Annotated in this window: 20 protein-coding genes; 14 read left to right on the top strand and 6 right to left on the bottom strand. The window is 67.9% G+C overall.

Features of this window, described 5'->3' with window-relative positions:
- Nucleotides 1-22 precede the first annotated feature (22 nt).
- Complete coding sequence (locus ACFW3F_RS17800; protein ID WP_388059665.1) at nt 23-412, top strand: DUF1304 domain-containing protein; 390 nt, start codon at nt 23-25, stop codon at nt 410-412.
- Between the two features lie 33 nt (nt 413-445).
- Here the strand turns inward: ACFW3F_RS17800 and ACFW3F_RS17795 are convergent, their stop codons facing one another.
- From ACFW3F_RS17795 to ACFW3F_RS17780, 4 genes are all read right to left on the bottom strand, one after another.
- Complete coding sequence (locus ACFW3F_RS17795) at nt 446-1573, bottom strand: glutamate--cysteine ligase (protein WP_388059663.1); 1128 nt, start codon at nt 1571-1573, stop codon at nt 446-448.
- A 33-nt stretch (nt 1574-1606) separates the two neighbouring features.
- Nucleotides 1607-2287, bottom strand: a complete 681-nt coding sequence (locus ACFW3F_RS17790; RefSeq protein WP_388059661.1) for a superoxide dismutase family protein — start codon at nt 2285-2287, stop codon at nt 1607-1609.
- 122 nt (nt 2288-2409) lie between these two features.
- A complete protein-coding gene (locus ACFW3F_RS17785; RefSeq protein WP_388059659.1) occupies nt 2410-2895 on the bottom strand; it encodes a LytR C-terminal domain-containing protein in 486 nt (161 codons plus the stop codon).
- 47 nt (nt 2896-2942) lie between these two features.
- A complete protein-coding gene (locus ACFW3F_RS17780) occupies nt 2943-3314 on the bottom strand; it encodes a DUF3263 domain-containing protein (RefSeq protein WP_388059657.1) in 372 nt (123 codons plus the stop codon).
- 259 nt (nt 3315-3573) lie between these two features.
- Between ACFW3F_RS17780 and ACFW3F_RS17775 the strand changes: the two genes are divergently transcribed.
- The 6 genes from ACFW3F_RS17775 (at nt 3574) to ACFW3F_RS17750 (ending at nt 8048) form a co-directional block, all read left to right on the top strand.
- Nucleotides 3574-4425, top strand: coding sequence for an esterase/lipase family protein (locus ACFW3F_RS17775; protein WP_388059655.1), 852 nt, complete (start codon nt 3574-3576; stop codon nt 4423-4425).
- Nucleotides 4426-4445: 20 nt separating this feature from the next.
- Nucleotides 4446-5048, top strand: a complete 603-nt coding sequence (locus ACFW3F_RS17770) for a peptide deformylase (protein WP_388059653.1) — start codon at nt 4446-4448, stop codon at nt 5046-5048.
- Nucleotides 5049-5061: 13 nt separating this feature from the next.
- Nucleotides 5062-6051: a GNAT family N-acetyltransferase gene (locus ACFW3F_RS17765; RefSeq protein ID WP_388059651.1), complete on the top strand. Its 990-nt coding sequence runs from the start codon at nt 5062-5064 to the stop codon at nt 6049-6051.
- Nucleotides 6051-6839 carry an exodeoxyribonuclease III gene (locus ACFW3F_RS17760; RefSeq protein ID WP_388059649.1) on the top strand — a complete coding sequence of 263 codons (789 nt, stop codon included), beginning with the start codon at nt 6051-6053 and terminating at the stop codon, nt 6837-6839. Before ACFW3F_RS17765 ends, ACFW3F_RS17760 begins: the two co-directional genes overlap by 1 nt.
- Before the next feature lie 330 nt (nt 6840-7169).
- The gene (locus tag ACFW3F_RS17755; RefSeq protein WP_388059647.1) at nt 7170-7601 is read left to right on the top strand and encodes a MarR family winged helix-turn-helix transcriptional regulator; all 432 of its coding nucleotides are present in this window, start codon (nt 7170-7172) and stop codon (nt 7599-7601) included.
- A gap of 24 nt (nt 7602-7625) precedes the next feature.
- Nucleotides 7626-8048: an organic hydroperoxide resistance protein gene (locus tag ACFW3F_RS17750; protein ID WP_388059645.1), complete on the top strand. Its 423-nt coding sequence runs from the start codon at nt 7626-7628 to the stop codon at nt 8046-8048.
- 69 nt (nt 8049-8117) lie between these two features.
- Here the strand turns inward: ACFW3F_RS17750 and ACFW3F_RS17745 are convergent, their stop codons facing one another.
- Entirely contained in the window at nt 8118-8864 is a 747-nt protein-coding gene (locus ACFW3F_RS17745) for a siderophore-interacting protein (protein ID WP_388059643.1), read from the bottom strand.
- A gap of 106 nt (nt 8865-8970) precedes the next feature.
- Nucleotides 8971-10620: a long-chain-fatty acid--ACP ligase MbtM gene (gene mbtM / locus ACFW3F_RS17740; RefSeq protein WP_388059641.1), complete on the bottom strand. Its 1650-nt coding sequence runs from the start codon at nt 10618-10620 to the stop codon at nt 8971-8973.
- Nucleotides 10621-10997: 377 nt separating this feature from the next.
- Between mbtM and ACFW3F_RS17735 the strand changes: the two genes are divergently transcribed.
- From ACFW3F_RS17735 to ACFW3F_RS17705, 7 genes are read left to right on the top strand one after another with little or no spacing between them, the layout of a single operon-like run.
- Nucleotides 10998-14444, top strand: coding sequence for an amino acid adenylation domain-containing protein (locus ACFW3F_RS17735; protein ID WP_388059639.1), 3447 nt, complete (start codon nt 10998-11000; stop codon nt 14442-14444).
- A 57-nt stretch (nt 14445-14501) separates the two neighbouring features.
- The gene (locus ACFW3F_RS17730; RefSeq protein WP_388059637.1) at nt 14502-15110 is read left to right on the top strand and encodes a GNAT family N-acetyltransferase; all 609 of its coding nucleotides are present in this window, start codon (nt 14502-14504) and stop codon (nt 15108-15110) included.
- Nucleotides 15111-15113: 3 nt separating this feature from the next.
- A complete protein-coding gene (locus ACFW3F_RS17725) occupies nt 15114-16931 on the top strand; it encodes an IucA/IucC family protein (RefSeq protein WP_388059635.1) in 1818 nt (605 codons plus the stop codon).
- Between the two features lie 5 nt (nt 16932-16936).
- Nucleotides 16937-19291 carry a penicillin acylase family protein gene (locus ACFW3F_RS17720; RefSeq protein WP_388059633.1) on the top strand — a complete coding sequence of 785 codons (2355 nt, stop codon included), beginning with the start codon at nt 16937-16939 and terminating at the stop codon, nt 19289-19291.
- Complete coding sequence (locus ACFW3F_RS17715; RefSeq protein ID WP_388059631.1) at nt 19279-20748, top strand: condensation domain-containing protein; 1470 nt, start codon at nt 19279-19281, stop codon at nt 20746-20748. Before ACFW3F_RS17720 ends, ACFW3F_RS17715 begins: the two co-directional genes overlap by 13 nt.
- Nucleotides 20749-20798: 50 nt before the next feature.
- Nucleotides 20799-22343, top strand: a complete 1545-nt coding sequence (locus tag ACFW3F_RS17710) for a pyridoxal phosphate-dependent decarboxylase family protein (RefSeq protein WP_388059629.1) — start codon at nt 20799-20801, stop codon at nt 22341-22343.
- Nucleotides 22340-23659 (top strand): lysine N(6)-hydroxylase/L-ornithine N(5)-oxygenase family protein, encoded by a 1320-nt coding sequence (locus ACFW3F_RS17705; protein ID WP_388059627.1) that lies wholly within the window; start codon nt 22340-22342, stop codon nt 23657-23659. The genes ACFW3F_RS17710 and ACFW3F_RS17705 overlap by 4 nt, the downstream gene beginning before the upstream one ends.
- Nucleotides 23660-23859 lie beyond the last annotated feature (200 nt).

Below are 23859 nucleotides of genomic sequence, written 5' to 3'. Positions count from 1 at the left end.
TCGAGTACGAGGAGTACACGGAATGGTCATCGCAGGTCTGGTACTCGCCGCGGTCGCCGCGCTCGTCCACGTCTTCATCTTCTATCTGGAGTCGATCGCGTGGACCAGCAAGCGGGCACGCGCGACGTTCGGAACCGGAACCGTGGAACAGGCGAGTACGCAGAAGGAGCTCGCGTTCAACCAGGGGTTCTACAACCTGTTCCTCGCGATCACCGTCTTCGTCGGCATCGCCTTCGTCATCGGCGGGTCCACGGCCATCGGGGCCACGCTGGTCATCACCGGCACCGCGTCGATGGCGGCCGCCGCGCTCGTGCTGGCCTTGTCGAGTCCCGACAAGATCGCGGCCGCACTCAAGCAGGGAGTCGTTCCCGCGCTCGGACTCGTCGCACTCGGCATCGGCCTGGCCCTCTAGACGCCCACCGGCCGGAGTACCGCCGAACGGGGTTCAGGGGGCGTCGAGCTCCGCGACCACCGATGCGACGACATCGCGCAGCGACTCGGTACGTCGATGCACCGCACGCTGCCGCTGATAGCTGGCACCCTGCGCCATGATGCGCTCGACGCCGGCGAGTTCGTCGACGCAGTCGAGCTCGCGCGCAATGGGTTCGAGACGTTCGAGCAGCGCAGCGAGATCCTCGGTCACGAGCTTCTCGCTGCAGTCGGAGTCGAGGATGACGATCGCGTCGAGCCCGTACCGGGCCGCCCGCCATTTGTTCTCCTGGACGAGCCAGGGGGCCATCGTCGGCAGGGTCTCCCCCGCCGAGAACCGCCGGTCGAGGTCGACGACGAGGCAGTGGATGAGCGCGACGATCGCCGACAGCTCACCGAGGTTGGTCATACCGTCGCAGACTCGCACCTCGATGGTGCCGAGGTGCGGTGAAGGCCTGATGTCCCAGCGGATCTCGTTCAGATGATCGATGATCCCCGTCGTCTTCTGATCGGCGACGAAAGCCTCGAACTGCGCCCACGTCTCGAACTGGAACGGCAACCCCGCAGTCGGCAGTTGTTGGAACATCATGGCGCGATTGCTCGCGTATCCGGTGTCCTGGCCGGCCCACATCGGTGACGACGAAGACAGCGCGAGCAGGTGCGGATAGTAGTTCAGGAGCGCGTCGAGGATGGGTAACACCTTGTCGCGGTGGCTGATCCCGACATGGACGTGTACGCCCCAGATCAGCATCTGCCGGCCCCACCACTGGGTGCGCTCGATCAGCTCCGCGTACCGGTGGCCCTCGGTGAGCAGCTGTGTCGAATACTCCGCGAACGGATGCGTACCCGCGCCGTACAGATCGACGCCCAGCTCCTCGGTCAGCACCCGCACCACACCGAGCGTGTCGGTGAGGTCGGCGATCGCCTCGCCCGCGGTCCGGCAGATACCGGTCACCAACTCGACGGTGTTTCGCAGCAACTCTTTGTGGATCTTGCCCGCGAAGTCGGGATGGTGGTCACCAACGGCGGCGAACAGCGCCGCCGCCGAATTCGACAGGTCGCCGGTCACCTTGTCGGTCAGGGCGAATTCCCATTCGACCCCGAGGGTGGGTGTCGGTGACCCATCGAACTCGATCGGTGCCATGTGCTCAGCTGACGTCGGGCGGTGCCGCGACGCCTAGCTCTGCTCCTCGATGACACCGCACGCGATACGTGCGCCGGCGTCGCCGGTCCGCAGGGTGTCGGGGTTCGGACCGCCCGGGTACTTGTCGGCCGGGATGTTGCCGAAGTTGTCCGGCTTCTCGTGGATCATGATCGTCTTGCCGATCAGCTGCTGAAGGGTCACCGCGTCCGTCGTGGTGACCGTCCGGCCGGTGTGGTCCTCGAGGATGTTGATCGAGATCAGGTCGCCACTCGAGGGGTGATCGGTGTTGCCGTCCACCTGCAGGTGTCCGCCGGCGGAGGTGAACGCCTGCGAACCGCCTGCGCCCGCTTCGCAGGCGCCGTTCTCGTGGATGTGCATCCCGTGGAAGCCGGCGGGCAGGTCACCCGCGGTGACGCGCACATTGATCGTGACCGGCTCGGCGGTCTCGGTGTCCGCGGTCATGGTGGCCTGGCCGACGACCTTGCCGGAGGTGTCCTTGATCTCGGCTACGGCGATCTGGCCACTCGGCTCGCCGTCGACGTCGTCTTCGGCGCCGGGCGGGAGGGGCGCGTCGGAGACGACGGGCGGCGTCGTGCCGGGGACATCCGTGGGTTCCTGGTCGGGACTACACCCGGCCAGTGCCACGCCGATCAGTCCCGCGGAGACCAACGCGGCGAGGGCGCGGGGCGCGGCGAGTTTGGAACGTCCGGACATGTCACTCCTTGTTTGGCGGACTGTGATTTTCAAGATCAAGGGTTGTCGAGATCAGGCGGTATCCACGAGAGAACGCCTCGTCGGCGACGGTTGCACACGCGGCGGACTCGTCTCACGACCGGTCACGCACCGCTGACCGCGGTCACCACGATGACCGGGATGCCGCCCCGGCAGCGCGTGAAGGTGGACGGCCGCTCCTCGACCGCGACAGTCCCGCCGAGCGCCTCGGCGACCTCGTCCGCCTGGGCCTTGTCCGTGTCGTCCTCGTGGAAGATCGTGTTCTCACTGAAGCCGCCCGCGGTGTAATTGCCGGGCTCCGCCATCTGGTAGCCCTTGCCCTGGAGCAGATCTGTCACCTCCGAGGCGAGGCCCGCGACCTGGCCGGCGTTGATCACGCACAGCCGCTTCGCGGTCGACGCCGCGCTGGTGGACGACGGTGTCGACGCGGGCGTCGACGTCGCGGTCGTCGCGGCCTCGGTCGTCGGCGAGTCGTTCCCCGCGGTCGCCGCGGAATGCCAGCCGAGTCCGATGAAAACCACGGCGACTGCGAAGAGCATCATCGCCCCCGCGCGCAGCGGCAGGCGATTGGGCTCACGGTCTGCATTCATCACCGACGACCTTAACGCACCGCGCGAGGGTGACCGGGTTCAGCGTGTCAGGTGATCTCGAAGCCCAGACGACGAGCCGCACGGGCCTTCTGACGTGTCGCCCGCAGACGACGGAGCCGCTTGACGAGCATCGGATCCGCTGCGAGCGCCTCGGGACGGTCGACCAGTGCGTTGAGCACCTGGTAGTACCGCGTAGCCGACAACCCGAACAGTTCCTTGATCGCTTCTTCCTTGGCTCCGGCGTATTTCCACCACTGCCGCTCGAACGCGAGGATGTCGTGCTCGCGCCGGCTCAGACCGTCCGCGCCGACCTCGTGCGGATCGAGCGCCTGACCGGCCCCGTCCGCCCCGATCTCCACGTTGTTGCCGGGGGTGGGTTGATCGCCCTGTTTCTGGCTACGCGCAGCTGCGCTGTCCATCTCACTCCCTCAGATACAGTCAACGACCTCACACCACCGCTGACGTGCACCGATTCGCTGGGCGATGCGGGTGCGGCCGTCGCCTCACGGCGGCGAATGACAACGGTGTGGTTCGCAGACAATCTAACCACGGCCGGCCGGTCCGATCGCGCTGTGACTCGCCACGGCCCACACTCCACCCATTCCGCCTCACAGCACCCGCTGTTAGGCTCCCCTTACACATTTCCGTCCGGAGATGGCGTCGATCGGGGGCACAGAGATGAAGACAGCCGAATCCGGGACCGCGCGGGCCGGTCGAGCGCTCGTGCGAGCCATGACCGCCCTGGCGTCGACGGCCGCGGTGGTGTCGGTGGCAGCGACACTCCCGGCGTCGGCCACCGCTGCCCCCGCCGACCGAGTCGTGGTTATCGTGCCCGGTCAGCAGCTCTATGCGGGCGATGCCCAGAACGAGGAGACCTTCCGACCGCTCGCCGACGCGATCCGCGCCGACGGAAACACCGTGGTGTACGCGCACGCCGGCGGACGCGACGTCGCCGCCGACGCGAAGCTCATCCAGCGCACGGTCGAGCCCTTCGTCGGCGAGGCATCGTCGATCGGCATCGTCGCCCACAGTGCTGGTGGGCTCGGCGCCCGGCACTATCTGAAGTTCCTCGGCGGGACCGCTGCCGTCGACGAGTACGTCGCGATCGGGACCGCCCAGTACGGGTCGCCCGGCGGATGCGCGCAGCCGCGCGACGGCGGATACGACACGTGCATGTATGCCGATGCGGTCACAGCGCTCAACCGCGGCCCCGACGCCCCCGGGCCCACCCGCTACTCGGTGGTGCAGAGCGACGGCGAATGGGCCGACGGCCGCCTCGACGGAACCGCCCAGTGCCGCGCGTACTCGCCGGTCCCCCTCGCGAACACCGGCTACGACCACGCGATCGAGATGCGGGACCCCACGGTCATCGCCAACGTGCGGACCTCGCTGCGCGGGTCCTGCGCGGGCTCGGTCGTGACCGAGCCCGTCGACAGTTTCGATTGGCAGTCGACGCTGTTCCCGGGCATCCCCGGTCCCGCCGGTGATGCCATCCGCGACGCCGTACCCGGCGTCGTTCCTGCGCCCTGAGCAGCGCTAAGGTGAGCGCCATGGCGATTCTCCCGATCTGCATCGTGGGCGAGCCGGTCCTGCACCAGCCGACCACTCCGGTCCCCCTCGACGCGGAGGGACGTCCGTCCGACGACGCCGTCACCCTCCTCGACGACATGTTCGAGACGATGGACGCCGCCCACGGCGTCGGCCTCGCAGCCAACCAGGTGGGCGTCGGGTCGCGCATGTTCGTCTACGACTGCCCCGACGGCGACCGGTCTGCGGCTCGTCGCCGCGGCGAGGTCATCAACCCGGTTCTCGAGACGTCCGAGATCCCCGAGACCATGCCGGATCCCGACGACAACGACGAGGGCTGCCTGTCGGTGCCGGGCGAGCAGTTCCCGACCGGCCGAGCCGAGTGGGCGCGCGTCACCGGGGTCGACCGGACCGGCGCGCAGGTCGCCATCGAGGGCGAGGGGTTCTTCGCCCGGATGCTCCAACACGAGGTCGGTCACCTCGACGGGTTCCTCTATGTCGATGTTCTCGTCGGACGCAACGCCCGCGCCGCGAAGAAGGCGATCAAGCGGAACAACTGGGGCGTACCCGGGCTGACCTGGACGCCCGGCCAGGTCGCGGACCCCTTCGGCCACGACGACGACTGATCTCGTTTCGCGCGTGGAGGTCTCGGTGTCGGGTGCGGTCGTCGGCGACCGCATCGTCGTTCGCTATCTGCTGGGGGATTCCACCCCGGCGGACTGGCGGGGCAATCCCGCGGCCGCCCAGTCGGATGTGACCGGCATCCTGGTCGACGACTCGGACCCCCTGCGGATACGACGCGACGCCGAGGAGTTGTCGATCCCGTTCGCCACGATCACCTCGGTGCGTCTGCTGTCCGCGAAACCGGTGCGCAACAGCGAGATCCGCGGCCTCGAGCACGCAGCTGCGGTCGCGTGGCCGGGGATCGACACCGAATGGATCGACGGTTGGTTCCTGCGGGCCGGCCACGGATTCAGCAGGCGCGCGAATTCGGCGGTGCCGCTCGATCGGCACGCGCGTCCGGACGCACCGACCCTGCAACGCATCGCCGACTGGTACGCCGCGCGCAACCTCCCGCCGTTGCTCGCCCTACCCGAACGACTCATCCCGTTGAACGCCGTCTCCGGCACGTCAGACGTCGAGGTCCAGATGCTGACGTCCGATCTGCCGGCCCTCCGCTCGCGAGTCCAAACGCTCTCGCACACAGTGCACATCGCGCCGAGCCCGGACAGCGGTTGGGTGAACGCTTATGTCGCAGGGCGCGAGACCCGCGCGACCGAGGCGGCCACCGAGGTCGTGACCGCCGGGACCGGCCCACTGGCCTTCGCGACAGTCGGCGACGCGGAAGCGATCGGACGGGGTTCGGTGACGCAGGCCCCGGACGGGCACCGATGGCTGGGATTGACCGCGCTGTGGACCGACCCGATCAAGCGCGGCGGCGGCCTGTCCTCGGCCGTGGTCGCGGCGCTGACAGCTTGGGGGGTCGAGCACGGCGCCGACTCGGTCTACCTGCAGGTCGAGTCCACCAACCGACTCGCCGGGTCGTGGTATCGACGCCTGGGCTTCGGGCTGCATCACACCTACCGCTATCTCACCCCGGATCTCCCGACCGCCTCGGGGGCCTCCTGATGAGAATCGCCACCTGGAACGTGAACTCGATCCGCGCACGGTCGGAGTCCGTCGTCGCGTGGGCGGAGAGCGCCGACGTAGACGTCCTCGCCATGCAGGAGACCAAGTGTCACGACGACGCGTTTCCGCTGATGAGCTTCCTCGCCGCCGGGTACGACGTCGCGCATGTCGGGCAGGGCGCCTACAACGGGGTCGCGATCGCCTCGCGGGTCGGACTCGACGAGGTCGAGATCGCCTTCGACGGGGTCCCGACCCACCCGGTCGACGGTCAGCCGATCCGGGAGGCGCGCTCGATCTCGGCGCGCTGCAATGGCATTCGCGTCTGGAGTCTCTACGTGCCCAATGGCCGGACGCCCGACGACCCGCACTACACCTACAAACTCGCATGGCTCGATGCCCTTCGCGGCCATATCGCGCTGCGGCTGGCGCACGACCCCGCCGCCGAGATGATGCTCGCGGGCGACTGGAATGTCGCGCAGATCGACGACGACGTGTGGGACCGTGAGTACTTCGACGGACGAACGCACGTCACGCCGCCCGAACGGGCTGCGGTACAGGGGTTCCTGGATGACGGACTCGTCGACTCCGCGCTGCCGTACGCACCCGGGTACACCTTCTGGGATTACACCCAGCTGCGCTTCCCCCGCAACGAGGGCATGCGTATCGATTACGCCTTCTGCTCACCTGCCCTCGACACTCGCGTCATGGGCGCACACGTCAGCCGGGACGCGCGAAAAGCCAAGGGCGCCAGCGATCACGCCCCGGTGGTCTTCGACATCGCGGACTGAACCACCGCTCCCTGAGGAGCGCCCGGAGCTTGCGGAGGGCGCGTCACGAAGGGTTTGGCGCCCGAGGTTGCGAAACCCTTCGTGACGCTCGCAAGCTCGCTCCTCAGGGAGCGGAGTTCTGTCGTGGTCCACGACGGCCGCCAGGCCGCCGACACTTAGGTACGAGGAGCGATAGCGCCAGCCCTTCTGCTCCCTGAGGTGCGAGGAGCGATAGCGACGAGCCACGAAGGGTCGGCGCCATTCCTTGCGGAACCCTTCGTGTCAACAGGACACCCGATCACGCGAACCCATTAGATTGTGCACAACTCAATTGCGTGCTACTTTGCATGGGTGAACGAGTTGGCGCTGGACCGGCAATTGTGCTTCGCCCTGTACAAGGCGTCGCGCGCGACCACCGCTGTCTACCGCCCGCTGCTCACCGAGCTGGGGATCACCTACCCGCAGTATCTGGTGATGCTGGCGCTCTGGGACCGCGACGGGTTACACGTGAGCGAGCTGAGCGATGCGCTCGAATTGGACAGCGGCACACTCTCTCCGCTTCTCAAACGTCTCGAGGGGCAGGGTCTGATAGACCGCCGCCGCTCCAGTGGTGACGAACGCCGGGTCGCCGTCCACCTCACTGCGGCCGGCAGGGCTCTACGCGCACAGGCGCGTTCGGTTCCCCGGCGTCTCGCCTCGTGCACCGATCTGTCCCCCGAGGCGATGAACGAATTGCGTTCGACCCTCGACGATCTCACCGCTCAACTCAACCAGTGGACCTGAACCACAACACACAAGGAGAACACCATGAAGGCGATCTACACCGCTGAGGCAATCGCGACCGGCGACGGACGCAACGGTCACGGCCGCAGCAGCGACGGGCAGCTCGACGTCACCCTCGCCTCACCTCCGGCACTCGGCGGCACCGGCGAGGGAACCAACCCCGAACAGCTCTTCGCGGTCGGGTATGCGGCGTGCTTCCACTCCGCCCTGCGCCTGGTGTCCAAGCAGGCCGGCGCGAATGTCGAGGACTCCGCGGTCGGCGCACAGGTGAGCATCGGGGCGCTCGACGGCGGAGCCTTCGGCCTCGCCGTGACCCTCGAAGTGACCTTGCCCCACCTCGATCACGCACAAGCACAGGAGCTTGCGGACAAAGCACACCAGGTCTGCCCATACTCGAACGCCACCCGCGGGAACATCGACGTCACCGTCACCGTCACCGACGACTGACGCCGCCGGTCTCCTATCGGCGGGCGGACTCCGGACCATGACGAGCGACACTCGTCGTGGTCCGGCCGCTCAGGCGAACGACTTCCCGACGATCCAGTACGCCTGGGACTTCACCGACTTCTTGGGTAACCCGTACTCACCTTTGAAGAGTCCCGCGACCGCGCGGGTGTTCGTCGAATCGAGTGCGACCCAACCGAAGTGGTCTGCGGCGTCGAAAGCCGCAGCCCGAACCGCCTCGACGAGGCCAGTACCGTCCGCACCGCGGGCGATCCAGTGGACCGTGTCCTGGTCGCGGACCCGCAACGGTAGCGACTTGTCGCTCTCGTGCTGATACTCGAACCAGACCGTCGCGCCGGCCCCGGACTCGCCGAGAGTATCGAGCAACGAGTTGATCGCGGGGAGCGAGGCGGTGTCGCCGGCGATGAGCCAGCCCGCAGGCGCGGGGTCGGGGATCGCGAACTTGGAGCCCATCAAGGTGGCCCCGATGGTGTCCCCCACCTGCGCCTGCTGTGCCCACCGAGCTGCGGTGCCGTCGTGGATCGCGAACTCGATGTCGAAGGTGTCCGCCGCCGGGTCGGGATCGACGAGTGTGTAGCCCCGCTGATGCATCTTGCCGCCGTCGGCGAACCAGAGTCGCACCCACATGGTCGGATGCGGCGCGGTCCCGGCGAGCAGCCCACCGCCGTCGAAGCGGAGCCGCAGATAGTGATCGGTCACCGACTCCTTCGCGGTGAGCGTGAATGTGAAGTCGTCGGCGCCGAGGATCTTCATGACTGCGCCCTGCCAGCCACGCCCCTTGGTCGATACCTCGGTCATGTCCGAACCTTTCTACAGTGCCTCTCCGGCCCGGTGACCGGACCGGAGAGACACTGTCATTCTCGTGACTGTCGGCATGACACGACACACCACGGAAAAATGGGACCTACTTGAACGTGCCGTCCTCGACCATCTGACGGGTCTCGAGACGGCGGATCTTGCCGGAGGTGGTGCGCGGCACCGAATCCGGCGCGACGAAGATCACCTCGGCGGGCATGATCCCGCACGCCGACGCGACTTCGGAGTTGACCTCGGCGCGCGCCCGGTCGGGATCGGAGCCCTTGTACTCGGCGAGGATCACCAGACCCGGGCGAGCCGACCCCTCTCCTCGCGCCATGGCCACGACACCACCGCGACGGACCCCGGCCACCTCGGCGGCGGCCCGCTCGATCTCGATCGGGAACAGGTTGCGGCCCGCGACGATGATGACCTCCTTGGCGCGACCGCAGATCACCAACCGATCGTCGACCAGGTATCCGAGGTCTCCGGTCGAGAACCATTCACCCGCACCGAGATCCGCGTCACCGAGGTAGCCGCGCATCATCGACGCGCCACGGATCTCCACGTGCCCGACATTGCGTCCGTCGATCATCGGGACGTCGATGTTGGGCTCCACGATCCGAACCTGCATGCCGCCCAGAGGTTTACCGAGGATCGCATACCGACGACGAATGGGTTCGCCACCGCCGGGCGGGGTCACGGTGACCTCGTCGTAGTGCGCACCCTCGCCGACAGCGGGCATCGTGACCGCGCAGGCGGACTCGGCCATGCCGTAGGCGGGCGCGGCGGCGGAACGGTCGAAGCCGAACGGCGCGGTCGCCTCGAGGAACTTGTCGAAGGCATCGGCGTCGATCGGCTCGCCGCCGCTGATCGCGACGCGAAGGTGGGAGAGGTCGATGTCGCGCAGCAGCTTGCCGTAGCGGCCGAGGATGTCGTAGGCGAAGTTCGGGGCCGCGGTGACCGTGGTCTTGGTCTCGGTGAGCCACTGCATCCACTTGAAGGGCGCGGCGGCGAAGGCGGTGTTCGGCACGATGTAGGCCGGGATACCGGTGGTCATCCCGGCGAGCAGGAACATCAGACCCATGTCGTGGTAGAGCGGCAGCCAGCTGAAGCCGGTGTCGCGGGTGCGGTGGAGACCGAGTCGGCTGACCAGTTCGATGGCGTTGGAGTAGACGGCCGAGGCCGTCAGGACGGCGGTCTTGGGGTCGCCGGTGGAGCCTGCGGTTCCCTGCAGGACCGCGATCGTGTTGCCGTTGACGTTGCGTGCGACGAAGTCGGTGGTGTCGGCGCCGAGCCCGTACTCCCCCACACGCGCGATGTGCAGCCTTCCCTCGACCTTCGACAGCAGGTCCAGCTGGGCACCGCTGCCCAGGACGGTGCCGACCCCGATCGACACGAACCGCTGGTAGGTGTTCTGCGCCCATCGCTCGTCGTCGGCGCCACGGATCGGCCCCGGCAGGATGCTGACCGGCACGCCGGCGAGCCAGGCACCCTGGATGGCGGCGATCAGGTCCACGGTGGGATCCCCGATCAGGCCGAGGGCCTGTGGTTCGTGCAGTTCACTGTCCGCCAGCAGCTGGACGGCGATCTGCTCCGCGCGGTTGTGGACCTCGCGCCATGGAGTCGTCACCCATTCGCCCGTGTCGGAATCCAGGACGGACAGACTGGTGTCTCCCGCCAGCATCGCCTCACGAACGGTGGCCGCCAATGCATTGGTCGAGCCCGATTCTTCCAGGATCACGCTGTTCTGCGACATTCTCGTTTCCCGTTCTCGCCAGCACGTGGCGTCGGTCTTCTGATCGTCTGCCGGTCGTGTGAGCGACCGAGTGGTCATACCGCGTGTCGTCCCCGACCGCTGGTCCGGCGAACACGAACGTTCGCGCCATTTGGGTAGGGTAGCCTAATCTTTCTCGGACACAAGACCCAGATCCCGTCGACGCCGCAGCGTGATTCACGTCATCCGATGAGACGAACGGAACTAACTTAGGCTAACCTAATTCGCGTCGGCTCGTGGGGCTCTACGCCGGCATGCCCAGGGATTGGGCGGAGCGGTTAGTTAGTATAACCTACCCTAAATGCGGGTTCCCCAGCCTGAGTAATCATGTCACCGAACTGCGAGAGGCACGCCGGCTGATGGCCACGAATTCCCAGACCACGGACCTTGCTCCCACCGCCGACGTCGTCGGCGAGGTGGCGCAGGCCCTCGGCCTGACGCCCGAGTCGATCGACCCGGAGCAGGATCTCATCGCCCAGGGACTCGATTCACTGCGGATGATGCGACTCGCCGGCACCTGGCGCAAACGCGGCCTCGACGTCGACTTCGCCCGACTCGCCGCACAGCCGACCATCACCGCCTGGCAAGCACTTCTGGGCGGCGCCCCGTCACCGGCCGCACACAATGCCGCGACGCCCGTGAGTGAACCGACCGCAGGCCCGTTCCTGCTCGCTCCGATGCAACACGCCTACTGGATCGGACGGTCGAACAGCCACGCTTTCGGCAACGTCGCCGCTCACCTCTACATCGAGTTCGACGGCTCCGACGTCGATCCCGAACGCTTCGCCTCGGCCATGACCGCGCTGATGGAACGCCACCCCATGCTGCGGGTCCACGTGCTCCCCGACGGCACCCAGGACATCGGCCCGGTGCACCCGGAAGCCGTTGCCGTACACGACCTCCGAGATAGATCACCGGAGATGGTCGAGCAGATCCTGGCGGCGAAACGCGCGGACGGCACCCACCGCACGTTGCCGGTCGACGAGGGAGCGGTCATCCGCGCGGAGCTGAGTCTGCTTCCGGGGAACTCGACCCGGGTCCACCTCGACGTCGACATGATCGCCGCCGACGCGATGAGCTACCGCGTCCTCGTCGACGACTTCGCTCGTCTGTACCGCGGTGAATCGCTGCCCGAACTCGGCGTCACCTTCGCCCGGATCACCGCGGATCGAACGTCCCGCGAGATCCACGACGACGACGTGGCCTGGTGGCGCGAACGCATTCCCACGCTCCCCGGACCGCCTGAACTCCCGCTCGACGAGCGCGCCGCACGAGGCGATGTCGAGCCGCACAGTGTCCGCCTCCATCATTCCGTGTCCGCCTCGGACTGGAAGCGACTCGAGGAGCACGCGCACCGTCGCGGGGTCACCCCCGCCGCAGCCGTCGCTGCGATGTTCGCCGAAGCCGTCGGAACACATTCGGCCACATCGCGATTCCTGCTCACCGTGCCACTGTTCGACCGTCCCCAGGTCCATCCGGATGTCGAGCGGGTGGTGGGTGACTTCACCTCGTCGATCCTGGTGGGCGTCGACCTGAGCGCGCCGGCCACGCTCGCCGAGCGAGCGCGGTCGATGCGGTCGTCGATGCACGAGGCCGCCGCGCACGGTTCGATGAGCGGACTGGACGTGCTGCGCGAGCTGAGCCGTCACCGTGGCGAACCCGTCGTCTCGCCGATCGTGTTCACCAGCGCCTTGGGACTGGGAGACCTGTTCTCGCAGCAGGCGACCGATGTGCTCGGCGATCCGTCCTGGATCGTCTCGCAGGGCCCGCAGGTCCTCCTCGACGCCCAGGTGACCGAGGTGGCGGGCGGCCTCCTCCTCAACTGGGACGTCCGCGCCTCCGACCTCGAACTCACCACCGCGCGTTCCATGTTCGACCACTACGTCCGGCTCCTCGGACTACTCGTCGACGGTGAATGGGATGTGCCCGCACCGCCTCCGATCTCCGCGGAGGTTCGCGCTCAGCGACTTTCGGTGGAGAGCCCCCTCCCGGTCACCGACGCCTTCGACGACACCCTGCACGGCACGTTCTTCACCCGGGCCGCCGAGCGCGCCGAGGCACCGGCGGTCGTGTCCGACGCACGCATCTGGACCCATGCCGAGCTGGCCGAGGAGGCTCGCCGCGTCGCGGGAGCCCTTGTCGCAGCGGGTGTGACGGCCGGCGACACCGTCGTCGTCCATCTACCCAAGGGCGGGGACCAGGTCGTCGCAGCACTCGGAGTGCTCGCCGCCGGCGCCGCCTACGTACCGATCGCCCCGACGCAACCCCGGGCGCGTCGGCAGCGGATCATCGAGGTGGCCACGCCGGCTGCGATTCTCACCTCCGATCTCGCCGCCTGGACATCGGCCGAGGGCACCGTTCTCGATATCGACGACGTCCGGCACGCCGACCCGGTCGAGCCGGTCGCGACGACCGGTGACGCGCTCGCCTACGTCTTGTTCACGTCCGGTTCGACCGGACTGCCCAAGGGCGTGCAGGTTCCGCATCGCGCCGCGGTGGCGACCCTCACCGACCTCGTCGACCGTTATGCGATCGGAGCCGACGACCGCAGCCTGCAGGTGTCGTCGCTGGAATTCGACCTGTCCGTGTTCGACATCTTCGGCCTGCTCGCGGTCGGTGGCGCCGTCGTCGTACCCGGCGATGACGAACAGACCAAGGTCGACGACTGGGCGCGGTTGCTCACCCAGCATTCGGTGAGCGTGCTCAACTGCGTGCCGTCGATTCTCGGCATGCTCCTCGACCTCGCGCCTCTGCCCGCATCGCTGCGGATGATCATCATGGGCGGTGACAAGGTCGACGTGTCACTGCTCGAGCGCGTCGGCGCGCAACTGCCCGATTGTCGCGTCGCCGGTCTCGGTGGGACCACCGAGACCGCCATCCACTCCACCATCTGCGAAGCCGACGCCGTCCCGGCCGGAATGGCGTTCGTGCCGTATGGAACTCCGCTGCGCGGCGTCCGCTGCCGAGTCGTCGACGACGCCGGTCGCGACCGTCCTGATCTCGTCCCGGGCGAACTGTGGATCGGTGGGGCCGGAGTGGCCGACGGTTACCGGGGCGATCCGGACCGCACCGCCGACCGTTTCGTCGAACACGAGGGCCAACGCTGGTATCGCACCGGCGATCTCGCTCGCTACCTGCCCGGCGGCTTCCTCGACTTCCTGGGCCGCGCCGACCACATGGTCAAGATCCGTGGTTATCGCGTCGAGCTGGGTGAGGTCGAGGCAGGCCTCCTGGGCCTGTCCGGAGTGAGCTCGGCGGTTGCCTGGTCCGACGGCCGCGACCTCCGCGCCGCGGTCGTACTCACCGCCGGATCGGCCGACGACGACGCGGACCTACGCGTCCGACTGTCCGAAACCCTGCCGCCGCACATGGTCCCGCGCTCGATCGCGGTCCTGGACCGGTTCCCGTTGACGCCGAACGGCAAACACGACCGCAAGGCCATCGCCGCGGACACCACGACCGAGGACGACCCGATAGAGGCGGTCGCGCCGCGCGGACCGGTCGAGGAGGCCCTCACACTGCTCTTCGGTGAGGTGTTGCCCACCCGGCCGGCGAGCGTGACCGAGGACTTCATCTCTCTCGGCGGCGACTCGGTCCAGGCCACCCGGGTGGTCGCGCTGTCGCGCCGCTGGCTCGATGCACCGCGGCTCTCGGTGGCCGACATCTTCACCCAGCGGACCATCGCGGGTCTCGCCCGGCGACTCATCGAACTCGACGGCGAACGCGCGGCGTTCGTCGCGCAGACGTTCCTCGACGTCCTGCATCTCACCGACGAACAGGTGGAGGCCGAGATCGCGCGCGGCTGAGCGCGTCCGGCACATCCTCCGGCACCCCACCAGACCACCTCCCAGAGCAAAGGCATCATGACCATTTCCTCCGCACCGACCTACGACCTGAACTCGGTCGACCTCGACGACGTGTCGCATGCCGCGACCGTCCACGGGTGGCTCACCCATCCCAAGGCCAAGTACTGGGACATGCTCGACAGTTCGGTCGCCGACGTGGAGAAGATGATTCGCGATTCGGCCGAGGCCACCGCCGGGACGCCGTACGGCATGCGTCTGGGCTACCACGACGGGCGCCCGCAGTTCCTGTTCGAGCTCTACGACCCGTCGACCAGCGAACTCGCCGACCCCGCCAGCGGTTACGTGCCCGCCGAGGGCGACATCGGTATGCATCTGCTGGTCGCCCACGCCGAGCAGTCGCTGCCCGGTTTCACCGGAGCGGTGATGCTGCACATCATGCGGACCGCCATTCTCGAGGTCGGCGCCGCCCGAGTCGTCGTCGAACCGGACGTCCGCAACAAGGCGGTCCACCGTCTGAACGCGAGCGTGGGATTCCGGGTCGACGGTGACTACCCGGTCGGGAACAAGACCGCGCACCTGAGCTACTGCACCCGAGCCGACTTCCTCGAGGTGACCGACAACGGCAAGTCCGTCGGACCGGTCGAGGTCACGGACCTGGGGGCGTAGCCGTTGACCACTCAGGAGATCAGGACCACAGGGGAATCGGCGGTGCGCACGGCCGGGGGGTCGGGTGCGGGGACCTACCGCCAGACGTATCACACGAGGATCGCGAAGAAGATCCTCGCCGAGTTCTCGCACGAGCGCGCGCTGTCGCCCGTGCCGACCGGGGATGACGGTTACGTCGTCTCCTCCGCCGACGGTCGCACCGACTACCGCTTCCGTGCCGATCGTCTGGCTCTGGACAGCTGGGCGATCGACGAGTCGTCGCTGCGCCGCGTGCGGGACGGCGTCGAGGTACCGATCGACGCGGTCGCGATGGTCGTCGACCTGGCCCCGTTCCTGGGAATCAGCCCCCAGGCTCTGCCCGAGTATCTCGAGGAGTTCATCAACACGTTGGCCATCAGCGTCGACCGTCCCGACGAACGCCGCATCCCGGCAACGGATCTCGCGCACGCCGACTTCCAGACCATCGAGGCGACGATGACCGAGGGCCACCCCTGCATCGTCGCCAACGCCGGCCGCCTGGGGTTCAGCGCGGACGACATCGAGCGCTACGCCCCCGAGGTCGGAAACCACTTCCGGCTCGTCTGGCTGGCTGCCCGTCGGGAGGACTGCGACGTCGCGACCGTCAGCGACATCGACTACGACGCCCTACTCCTCGACGAACTCGGCGCCGGGACACTCGCGGAGTTCGACACCGTTCTGCGCGAAGCCGGTTGCGACCCTGCGGATTACCGGTACCTTCCGGTACATCCCTGGCAGTGGGTCGAGAAGGTGCGCAAGCTGTACTCCGCCGACATCGCCGACCAGCGCATCGTCGAGGTGGGCACGAGTCCCGACAGGTACCAGGCGCAGCAATCCATCCGCACCGTGTTCAACGCCACCACCCCTACCCGCAACTACGTCAAGGTCGCGCTGTCGATCGTCAACATGGGTTTCACACGCGGGATGTCGGCCGACTACATGCGGACGACGCCGCTCATCAACAACTGGGTCCGCGGACTCGTCGCCGATGACCAGTACCTCGCGGCGATCGGGTTCGAGATGATCTTCGAGGTCGCCGCGATCGGTTACCGCAGTCCGACTTTCACGCCGATCACCCAACCGGGATCCGAGTACCGCAAGATCCTGTCCGCGTTGTGGCGCCAGAGCCCGGTGCCGTTGACGGCGGCCGACGAACAACTGTCGACCATGGCCGCGCTGCTTCATGTCGATCATCAAGGCGATCCGCTCGTCGGCGCCTTCATCGACCGGTCCGGGGTTCCCGCGACCGAGTGGATTCGTCGCTACCTGCGCACCTACCTGCACCCGATCGCCTACCTGCTCTACCGCTACGAGCTGAAGTTCTCCCCGCATGGCGAGAACCTCATCCTGGTTCTCGCCGAGGGCATTCCGGTGCGCGCCATCCTCAAGGACATCGGCGAGGAGGTGTCGGTCTTCGGGACGGCGGAGGGGCTGCCCGAGAGCTGCGCACGCGTCCGGACCACCGAGCCGGACGAGATCCGCAATCTGGGCGTGCTGTCGGACGTGCTCGACGACTTCCTGCGTCCACTCGCCGAGGTCTTGCACACACACGGCATCGTCGACGACGACGAGTTCTGGTCGCTGGTGGGCGAGAGCCTGCGCGAGTTCGTCGACGCCCATCCCGAGCTCGAGGACCAGTTCACCCGCTGGGACCTGTTCGCTCCCGAGTTCGGGGCGGTGCACATGAACGGTCTGCAGCTGCGCAACAACAAGCGCATGGTCGACATCGAGGATTCCTACGCGTCCCTGATCGACGCGGGGCACCGGCTCGCCAACCCGGTTGCTTCGCAGAGGGACCGGTGAGGGTCATGACCACCACCCACATCTCCGGGCGAGGCGACGTGGAGATCCTGCGCGACGGATACGGCATTCCGCACGTCCTCGCCTCGACCGCCGAGGGCGCGCTGTACGGCCAGGGCCGGGCATGCGGCGAGGACCGGCGCTGGCAGATCGAGTTCATGCGGCTGCGCGCCGAAGGACGCACCGCCGAGGTCTTCGGGGCCTCCTGCATCGAATGGGACACCTTCGCGCGACGGGCCCGACTCGACGCTGCGGCCACACGGATCTTCGACGAATCGTCCACCCGCACTCGCGAACTCGTCACCGCCTACGTCGACGGGGTGAACAGCACTCTCGCCGAGTTCGGGACCTCGGCTGCGGCGCCGGAACTCGAGGCACTCGCGCATCGTCCACAGCCATGGCGCCCGTGGACGCCCATCTCCGTGTTCATCATGCATCACGTGCTGTTCGGACGGTTCACCACGAAGCTGTTCCGCCTGCATGCCTGCCGAACCCTCGGCCTGGACGCGCTGCGCTTCTGGGACTTCGAGACGCGGGAGACCGACGCCACGATGCCCGCGATGCCCGATGAGGCGTTCCTGGACGAGATCCTGGCGATCACCCGTCCGGTGTCGGCCGAGCAACCCTCCCCCGCGGTGGACCTCGGTGATCCGATGTCGGGCAGCAACGCGTGGGGGGTGTCCGCCGAGCGGAGTTCGACCGGTGCGCCGATCGTCGCCGGTGACCCCCACCGCTTCCTCGAACTGCCGGGCATCTACCAGCAGTTCCACCTCGCCTCGACCGGCTCCGACGACGCATTCGACGTGGCCGGGTTCGCCTTCGCCGGTGTCCCCGGGGTGCCCCACTTCTGTCAGGGCGACGACATCGCCTGGGGCATAACGAATGCGATGGGCGACTACCAGGATCTGTACCTCGAGCGGTTGTCGCGCGACGAGTCGGGCGCGCTGGTGGTCGAGGTGCCGGGCGGCAACCGGGTCCCGGCCGGCGTGAGCACCGAGACGATCCTGGTCCGGGATGGCGAACCGGTAGCGCTGCAGGTGGTCACCACCCCGAACGGTGCGGTCGTCTTCGGCGGCCCCGACGAGTCGTTCGCGATGAGCATGCGATCTCCGCTGCTCTCGGAAGCGGTCACCTTCGACGCGCCCCTGGATCTGCTCTTCGTGCGGACCGTCGCCGAGGTCGAAACGGCACTGGCGACGTGGGTCGAACCCATCAACCGGGCGGTCATCGCCTCTACCGACGGCGCCGTCGCCACCCACGTGGCCGGCCGGGTGCCGGTGCGCGCACCCGAGAACTACTGGCTGCCGGTGCCCGGCTGGGACGAGCGCTACCAGTGGCGCGGATACGAGCGGGGTTCGCTCGGTGATCCCGAGTTCGACGCGACGCTCCACCTCGCGGGAGGTCCCCGGGGTGCGACCGTCACCGCCAATCAGCGGATGTCCGATGTCCCCGCACTGCAACCACTCACGAGCGAGTGCGTCGAACCGTTCCGCGCCGACCGCATCGCCGCGCGGCTCGACGATCTCGCTTCCGTGAGCCCGGCGGACTGCGCCGACATCCAGTCCGACGTCCGGCTCGAGCAGGCGAATGCCGTCCAGGAGTTGCTGTCCCGGGTGCGAGCAGACGACGCCGAGGCCGAGCATGTCCGGCAGCGACTCGTCGCGTGGGACCGCTCCATGGATGCCGACAGCACCGACGCGTATCTGTACGCGGAGTTCCGTACCCAGTTGGTCCTCGGGGTGGCGAGCACCGACATCCTCGCGCCGCTTCGTGGGCCGCACGGCTTCCCGGCCGTGTTCCAGCCGTGGTTCGTGCCCGAGCCCAGGCTCGCCACCGCACTGACGTCCGTCGTCGCCAACACTGCGGGTATCGGGATCGACATCGAGGCCGTGGCAGTCGCCGCCCTCGACGCCGTTGTGGCGCGGGTCGACACCTTCGGCTCGACGCCCACCTGGGGCAGCGTCCATCGCCTGGCGCCGATCCATGGATTCGATCTCGTCGGCGCGTCACCGCAGTACCCCGACCTCTTCGCCACACTTCGTCCGAATCCGCTGCCCCTCGCCGGCGACGCCGAGTGCGTCTTCGCCAACGCGGCGGCAGTCGGCACGCACCTCTGCATCACCGGTGCCGCGGCACGCTATGTGTGGGATCTCGCCGACCGCGAGGCAAGCCGCTGGATCGTCCCGCTGGGAGTGAGCGGTGATCCCCGGTCCGATCACTTCCAAGACCAGGCATCGCGATGGGCCACGGGGGAGCTCATCGAGGTCGTCCGCGACTGGAACACACTGCGCGGCATGGCCACAGCGGTAACGACACCACTCGCCGCCGCCACATCGACCGAGAGGGAAACATGTCCGCGTTGACCGAAGCGCGACTGACGCTGCTCCGTCGTCGAATCGCACACGCCGGGAACAGTGAGCCCGCTCGCTCCGCTCCCGGCGCCGAGAACACCCCTGTACCGTTCGGCGAGTTCGGAATCGCCGAACGCCGGATGTGGCGGATCTATGAACTGGACCCGGAGTCGGTGTCGCACAACATCGGACTCGTCCTGGAGTTCGGCGGAAACCGGACGCTGCGCTCGGTCGTCGACTCCGCCGAACTCCTCGTCGAGCGATTCGGGGTACTGCGCTCGGTGGTCGCTGTCGACGATGCGGGCACACCGAAGCGACGCGCGGTGTCGCGCACGGGATCATGGAACGCCTCGGGATCGGTGTGGACCTGGGGTCTGCCGGAGACCGCCGCGACCGAACCCACCGTCGATGCCGATGTCGACGCACTGGCCACGACGCTGACCCGAACGCCGTTCGACCTGCTCGCCGAAGTCCCCCTCCGGCTGCGTGTCTCGGGCTCGGACGGAAACGTCACGATGATCCTGGTGGTCCACCACCTCGCGGTCGACGACACGTCGTGGCCGCTGCTCCTGGGCACTCTGGTGTCCGGCTCGTGGCCGGGAGACGTTGCTGCGGATGCCCGGCCGGGCACCCCCGACCCCGTTGCCGCCACAGCTGCCGCGGAGAACGCCGTCCGCCATGCACTCTCGACGTGGGCGGCCCAGGACATCCGCTACCCGCTCACCGGCGAGCTGCCCACGGAGAGCGCCGCCGACAGCTGGCTGTCACCGATGGACGACCGTGAGGGCACCAAGGTCGCGGCCCCGGTGGCGGCCGACTCGCTGACCGCATTCGGGCGGGTCGCCGCGACCGTCGGTGCCACTCCGAATGCGCTGTTGATCGGGGTCTGCTCACTGGCGTCGTACGCACTGACCGGGGCGGCCGACCACGTCCTGGTCGTCCCGGCCGACAACCGTCGACGAGCGCAGTCACCCCAGAACGTCGGCTACTGCGGCAACATCATCCCGATGCGGTTCCGCATCGACCCCGACGCCACCGTCGAGCAGGCGCTTCGCGACGCAGGTTCGGTCATCTACGGGGCGATGGAACACTCGGGCACCGACTTCGGCCCGATTCTCACCGCGTTGCGGCAGCAGGGCGGCCGGTTCCCCGTCATCGAGATCATGGCATCGGTCCGGCCCGCGCCGCTGCGCGGCATCGCGCAACCCGCCGAAGCCCCGGTGACCTGCCGGTCGGTGTTCAACGGGATCGCCAACTATCCGCTCTCGATCGCCTTCGAGGCCGACGACGACAGCACCCACGTAGAGGTCGACCACCAGCCGGGGATCGTCCCCGACGGGATGGCCGACCGGGCCACCGCCGTACTCACCGCGCTCGTCGATCTGATCCCGACGTCGTTGCACCACACCGTCTCCGCGCTCCTCGAGACCCTCGCCGAGCGCGTTCCACAGAAGGGCATCACCGAATGACCGGCCTGCCACCGCGCCACCACGCGCCACCGTCAACAGGGGGGAACTCAGTGTCCGAAGACCGCCAGTCCGCTTGGGGTGCCTCGCGATTCGCCCGTCCCGGCGACGGCTGGGCCGACGTCGGACGAGGTCTGGCCGAGGTGGCCGCCGCGGTCAGCGACGATCACCACGGCGCGCCGCTGCCGAGCGGCGATCCAGTCGCCGTGCTCGGCGGGGTGACCGCCCTGCTCGGTCCGCACGGGATTCCGGAGACCGGTATCGGCGAAACCGAGGCGCTGACCCGGCTCGCACGCCTGGTGGCCGAATTCGGTCTCGACCTGACGCATCCGATGGCCGCAGCGCACCTGCAGCCCGCACCGCTGTCGGTGGCCGTCGCCGCCGACGCCCTGGCGTCGGCGACGAACGCCTCACTCGACACCTACGATTCGGGTCCGGCCACGCTCGCGCTCGAGACCTGGACCGTACAGTCGCTGGCGCGGATGGCCGGCTTCGGTGAGCACGCCGGTGGCGTCTTCAGCCCCGGTGGTTCGATCTCGAACCTGTTGGCTCTCATGATCGCTCGCGACCACACCGCCGCCCGTCGAGGTGTGGACGTGCGTCACGACGGTGTCGGGGCACTGCACCGCCCCGTCGTCTTCTGCTCCCGCGTCGCCCACTTCTCGGTGCACCGCGCCTGCGCGGCACTCGGTCTGGGCGAGTCCGCGGTCATCCCGGTCGAGGTCGACTCGCACCATCGGATGATCCCGGAGTCGCTCGAGTCCGCCATCCGGGAAGCCGGCTCGGTCACCCCGCTGGCAATCGTCGCCACCGCTGGCACCACCGACTTCGGCACCGTCGACCCGCTCGACGAGATCGCAGACATCGCCGAGCGGCACGAGATCTGGATGCATGTCGACGCCGCATACGGTTTCGGCTCGCTGTTCTCCGACCGTCTCGCCGGTCTGCTCACCGGCGTCGAGCGTGCCGACTCGGTCACCCTGGACCTGCACAAGGTCGGCTGGCAGCCGGCCGCCGCAAGCCTGATGCTGCTCTCCGACGCGAATCGCTTCGTGTCACTGAACCGGTCGGTGGCCTACCTCAACCCCGACGACGACGTGGAAGCCGGGTACAGCGGCCTGCTCGGTCAGACCTTGCAGACGACCCGTCGACCCGACGTCCTGAAGGTCGCGACCACGCTGCTCGCCTACGGACGTCGCACTCTCGGCGACATGCTCGACAAGTGCAACGACCTCGCGGTGTACGCCGAGCAGCGCGTCGCCACCGAATTGCAGCTCGAGCTCATCGCGCCGGTCACGCTGACCACCGTCGTGTTCCGCTACCGGTGCACCGATCTCGACGCGGTCAACGGCGAACTCCGGCGCCGGCTGATCGCCGACGGCAAGGCACTCATCGGCCGCACCCAGGTCCGGGTGCCCGGTCAGGACGAACCGCAGACCTGCCTGAAGCTGACCCTCCTCAACCCGGAGACCGCGGAGAGCGACATCGACGAGTTGTTCGACGAGCTCCTGCGCGTCGCCCTCGAGGTGGAGTCCGAAGGCACCGCCGCACCCGGCGCAGATACACACAGTGAAGAAATGGTGAGAGTGTCCGAATGACCCCTGTTGAGAACGTAGACGTACTGGCGATCGGTTGCGGTCCATTCAATCTCGGCCTCGCCGCCCTCGCCTCGACGCTCGACGACGTAGATCTCCTCGTCGTCGACTCACGGGACGAATTCCGGTGGCACCCGGGCCTGATGTTCGACGACGCCACCCTGCAGGTGAGTTTCCTGTCCGACCTGGTGACCCTCGTCGACCCGACACATCCGCTGTCGTTCCTGAACTACATGGCCGACATCGACCGCATGTACCGGTTCCTGGTGCGCGAGGACTTCTTCCCGACCCGCATCGAGTACGAGGCGTACCTCCTCTGGTGCGTGTCCCGACTGGACTCGCTCCGGTGGAACACCACCGTCGACGAGGTGACCTGGGACGCCGAGGCCGATGCGTTCCGGGTGACCATGCGCACCGGCACTACCTCCTCGACGGTCATCGCGCGCCACGTGGTGGTCGGCATCGGTACCGAACCTTTTGTCCCGCAGGCACTCTCCTCGGAGTCGACGGCGGTCGTGCACAGTTCCGAGTACCTGTTCAACCAGGAGAAGGCGCTGGCCGCCGACACCGTGACGGTCATCGGTTCCGGCCAGTCGGGCGCCGAGATCGTCATCGACCTCCTCGAGGCGAACCTGCGCGGCGGGCCTGCGGTGCGATGGTGGACGCGCACACCGTGGTTCGCGCCCCTGGACTTCACCAAGCTGTCGCTGGAGATGACCACGCCGGCCTACATGGACTACTTCCACAGCCTGCCCGAGGCCGCACGTGATCGGGTACGCCCGCAGCACTGGCAGTTCCACAAGGGGATCTCCACCGATTCCCTCGAGCGGCTGCACGATCTGCTCTACCGGCGACAGTTGCAGGACAAGCTGAATCCCGTGCAGCTGCGGATCTCGGTGGAGGTCGAAGGCGTCGACACCCTCGCCGACGGCAAGCTCCGGGTCCGCGGCCGCCACCTCGACACCGGCTCCGAACTGGCCCACACCACCGACATGGTCATCGCCAGTACCGGCTACCAGGCACGCAGGGCAGACTTCCTCACCCCGATCGAGTCTGCACTGCACCGCGATTCGCGTGGACGCCTGATCGTCGGCGCCAACCACGAGATCGAGACCGACGACGCCCTCACCAATCGGATCTTCGTCGCCAACGCCGAGGAGCACGCGCATGGCGTGTCGGCGCCGAACCTCGACATCGGCGCTGTCCGCAACGCGCGCATACTCAACACCGTGCTGGGCCGGGAGGCCTACCGCCTGCCCAAACACACCGCGTTCACCAGTTTCGGCGCCTCGGACGACGACGACATCGTCGCCCCGTAGCCGAATCCCGGCCCACGGCCCGATCCGCCTCGTGCGGGTCGGGCCGTTGTGGTTGCACCTCTGCCCCCCTGATCCGAGCGAAGCGACCCACCGCTGCTCCCTGAGGTGCGAGGAGCGATAGCGACCGCCGTTCTGCTCCCTGAGGTGCGAGGAGCGATAGCGACGAGCCACGAAGGGTCCGGCGAGGTAGGTTGCGCGGC

Origin of the sequence: Gordonia sp. NPDC058843, from assembly GCF_042743165.1 — a bacterium.
In the GTDB taxonomy this organism is placed as follows: domain Bacteria; phylum Actinomycetota; class Actinomycetes; order Mycobacteriales; family Mycobacteriaceae; genus Gordonia.
Note: the sequence above shows the minus strand (reverse complement) of the source record. Positions and strands in the feature narration are given on the sequence as shown.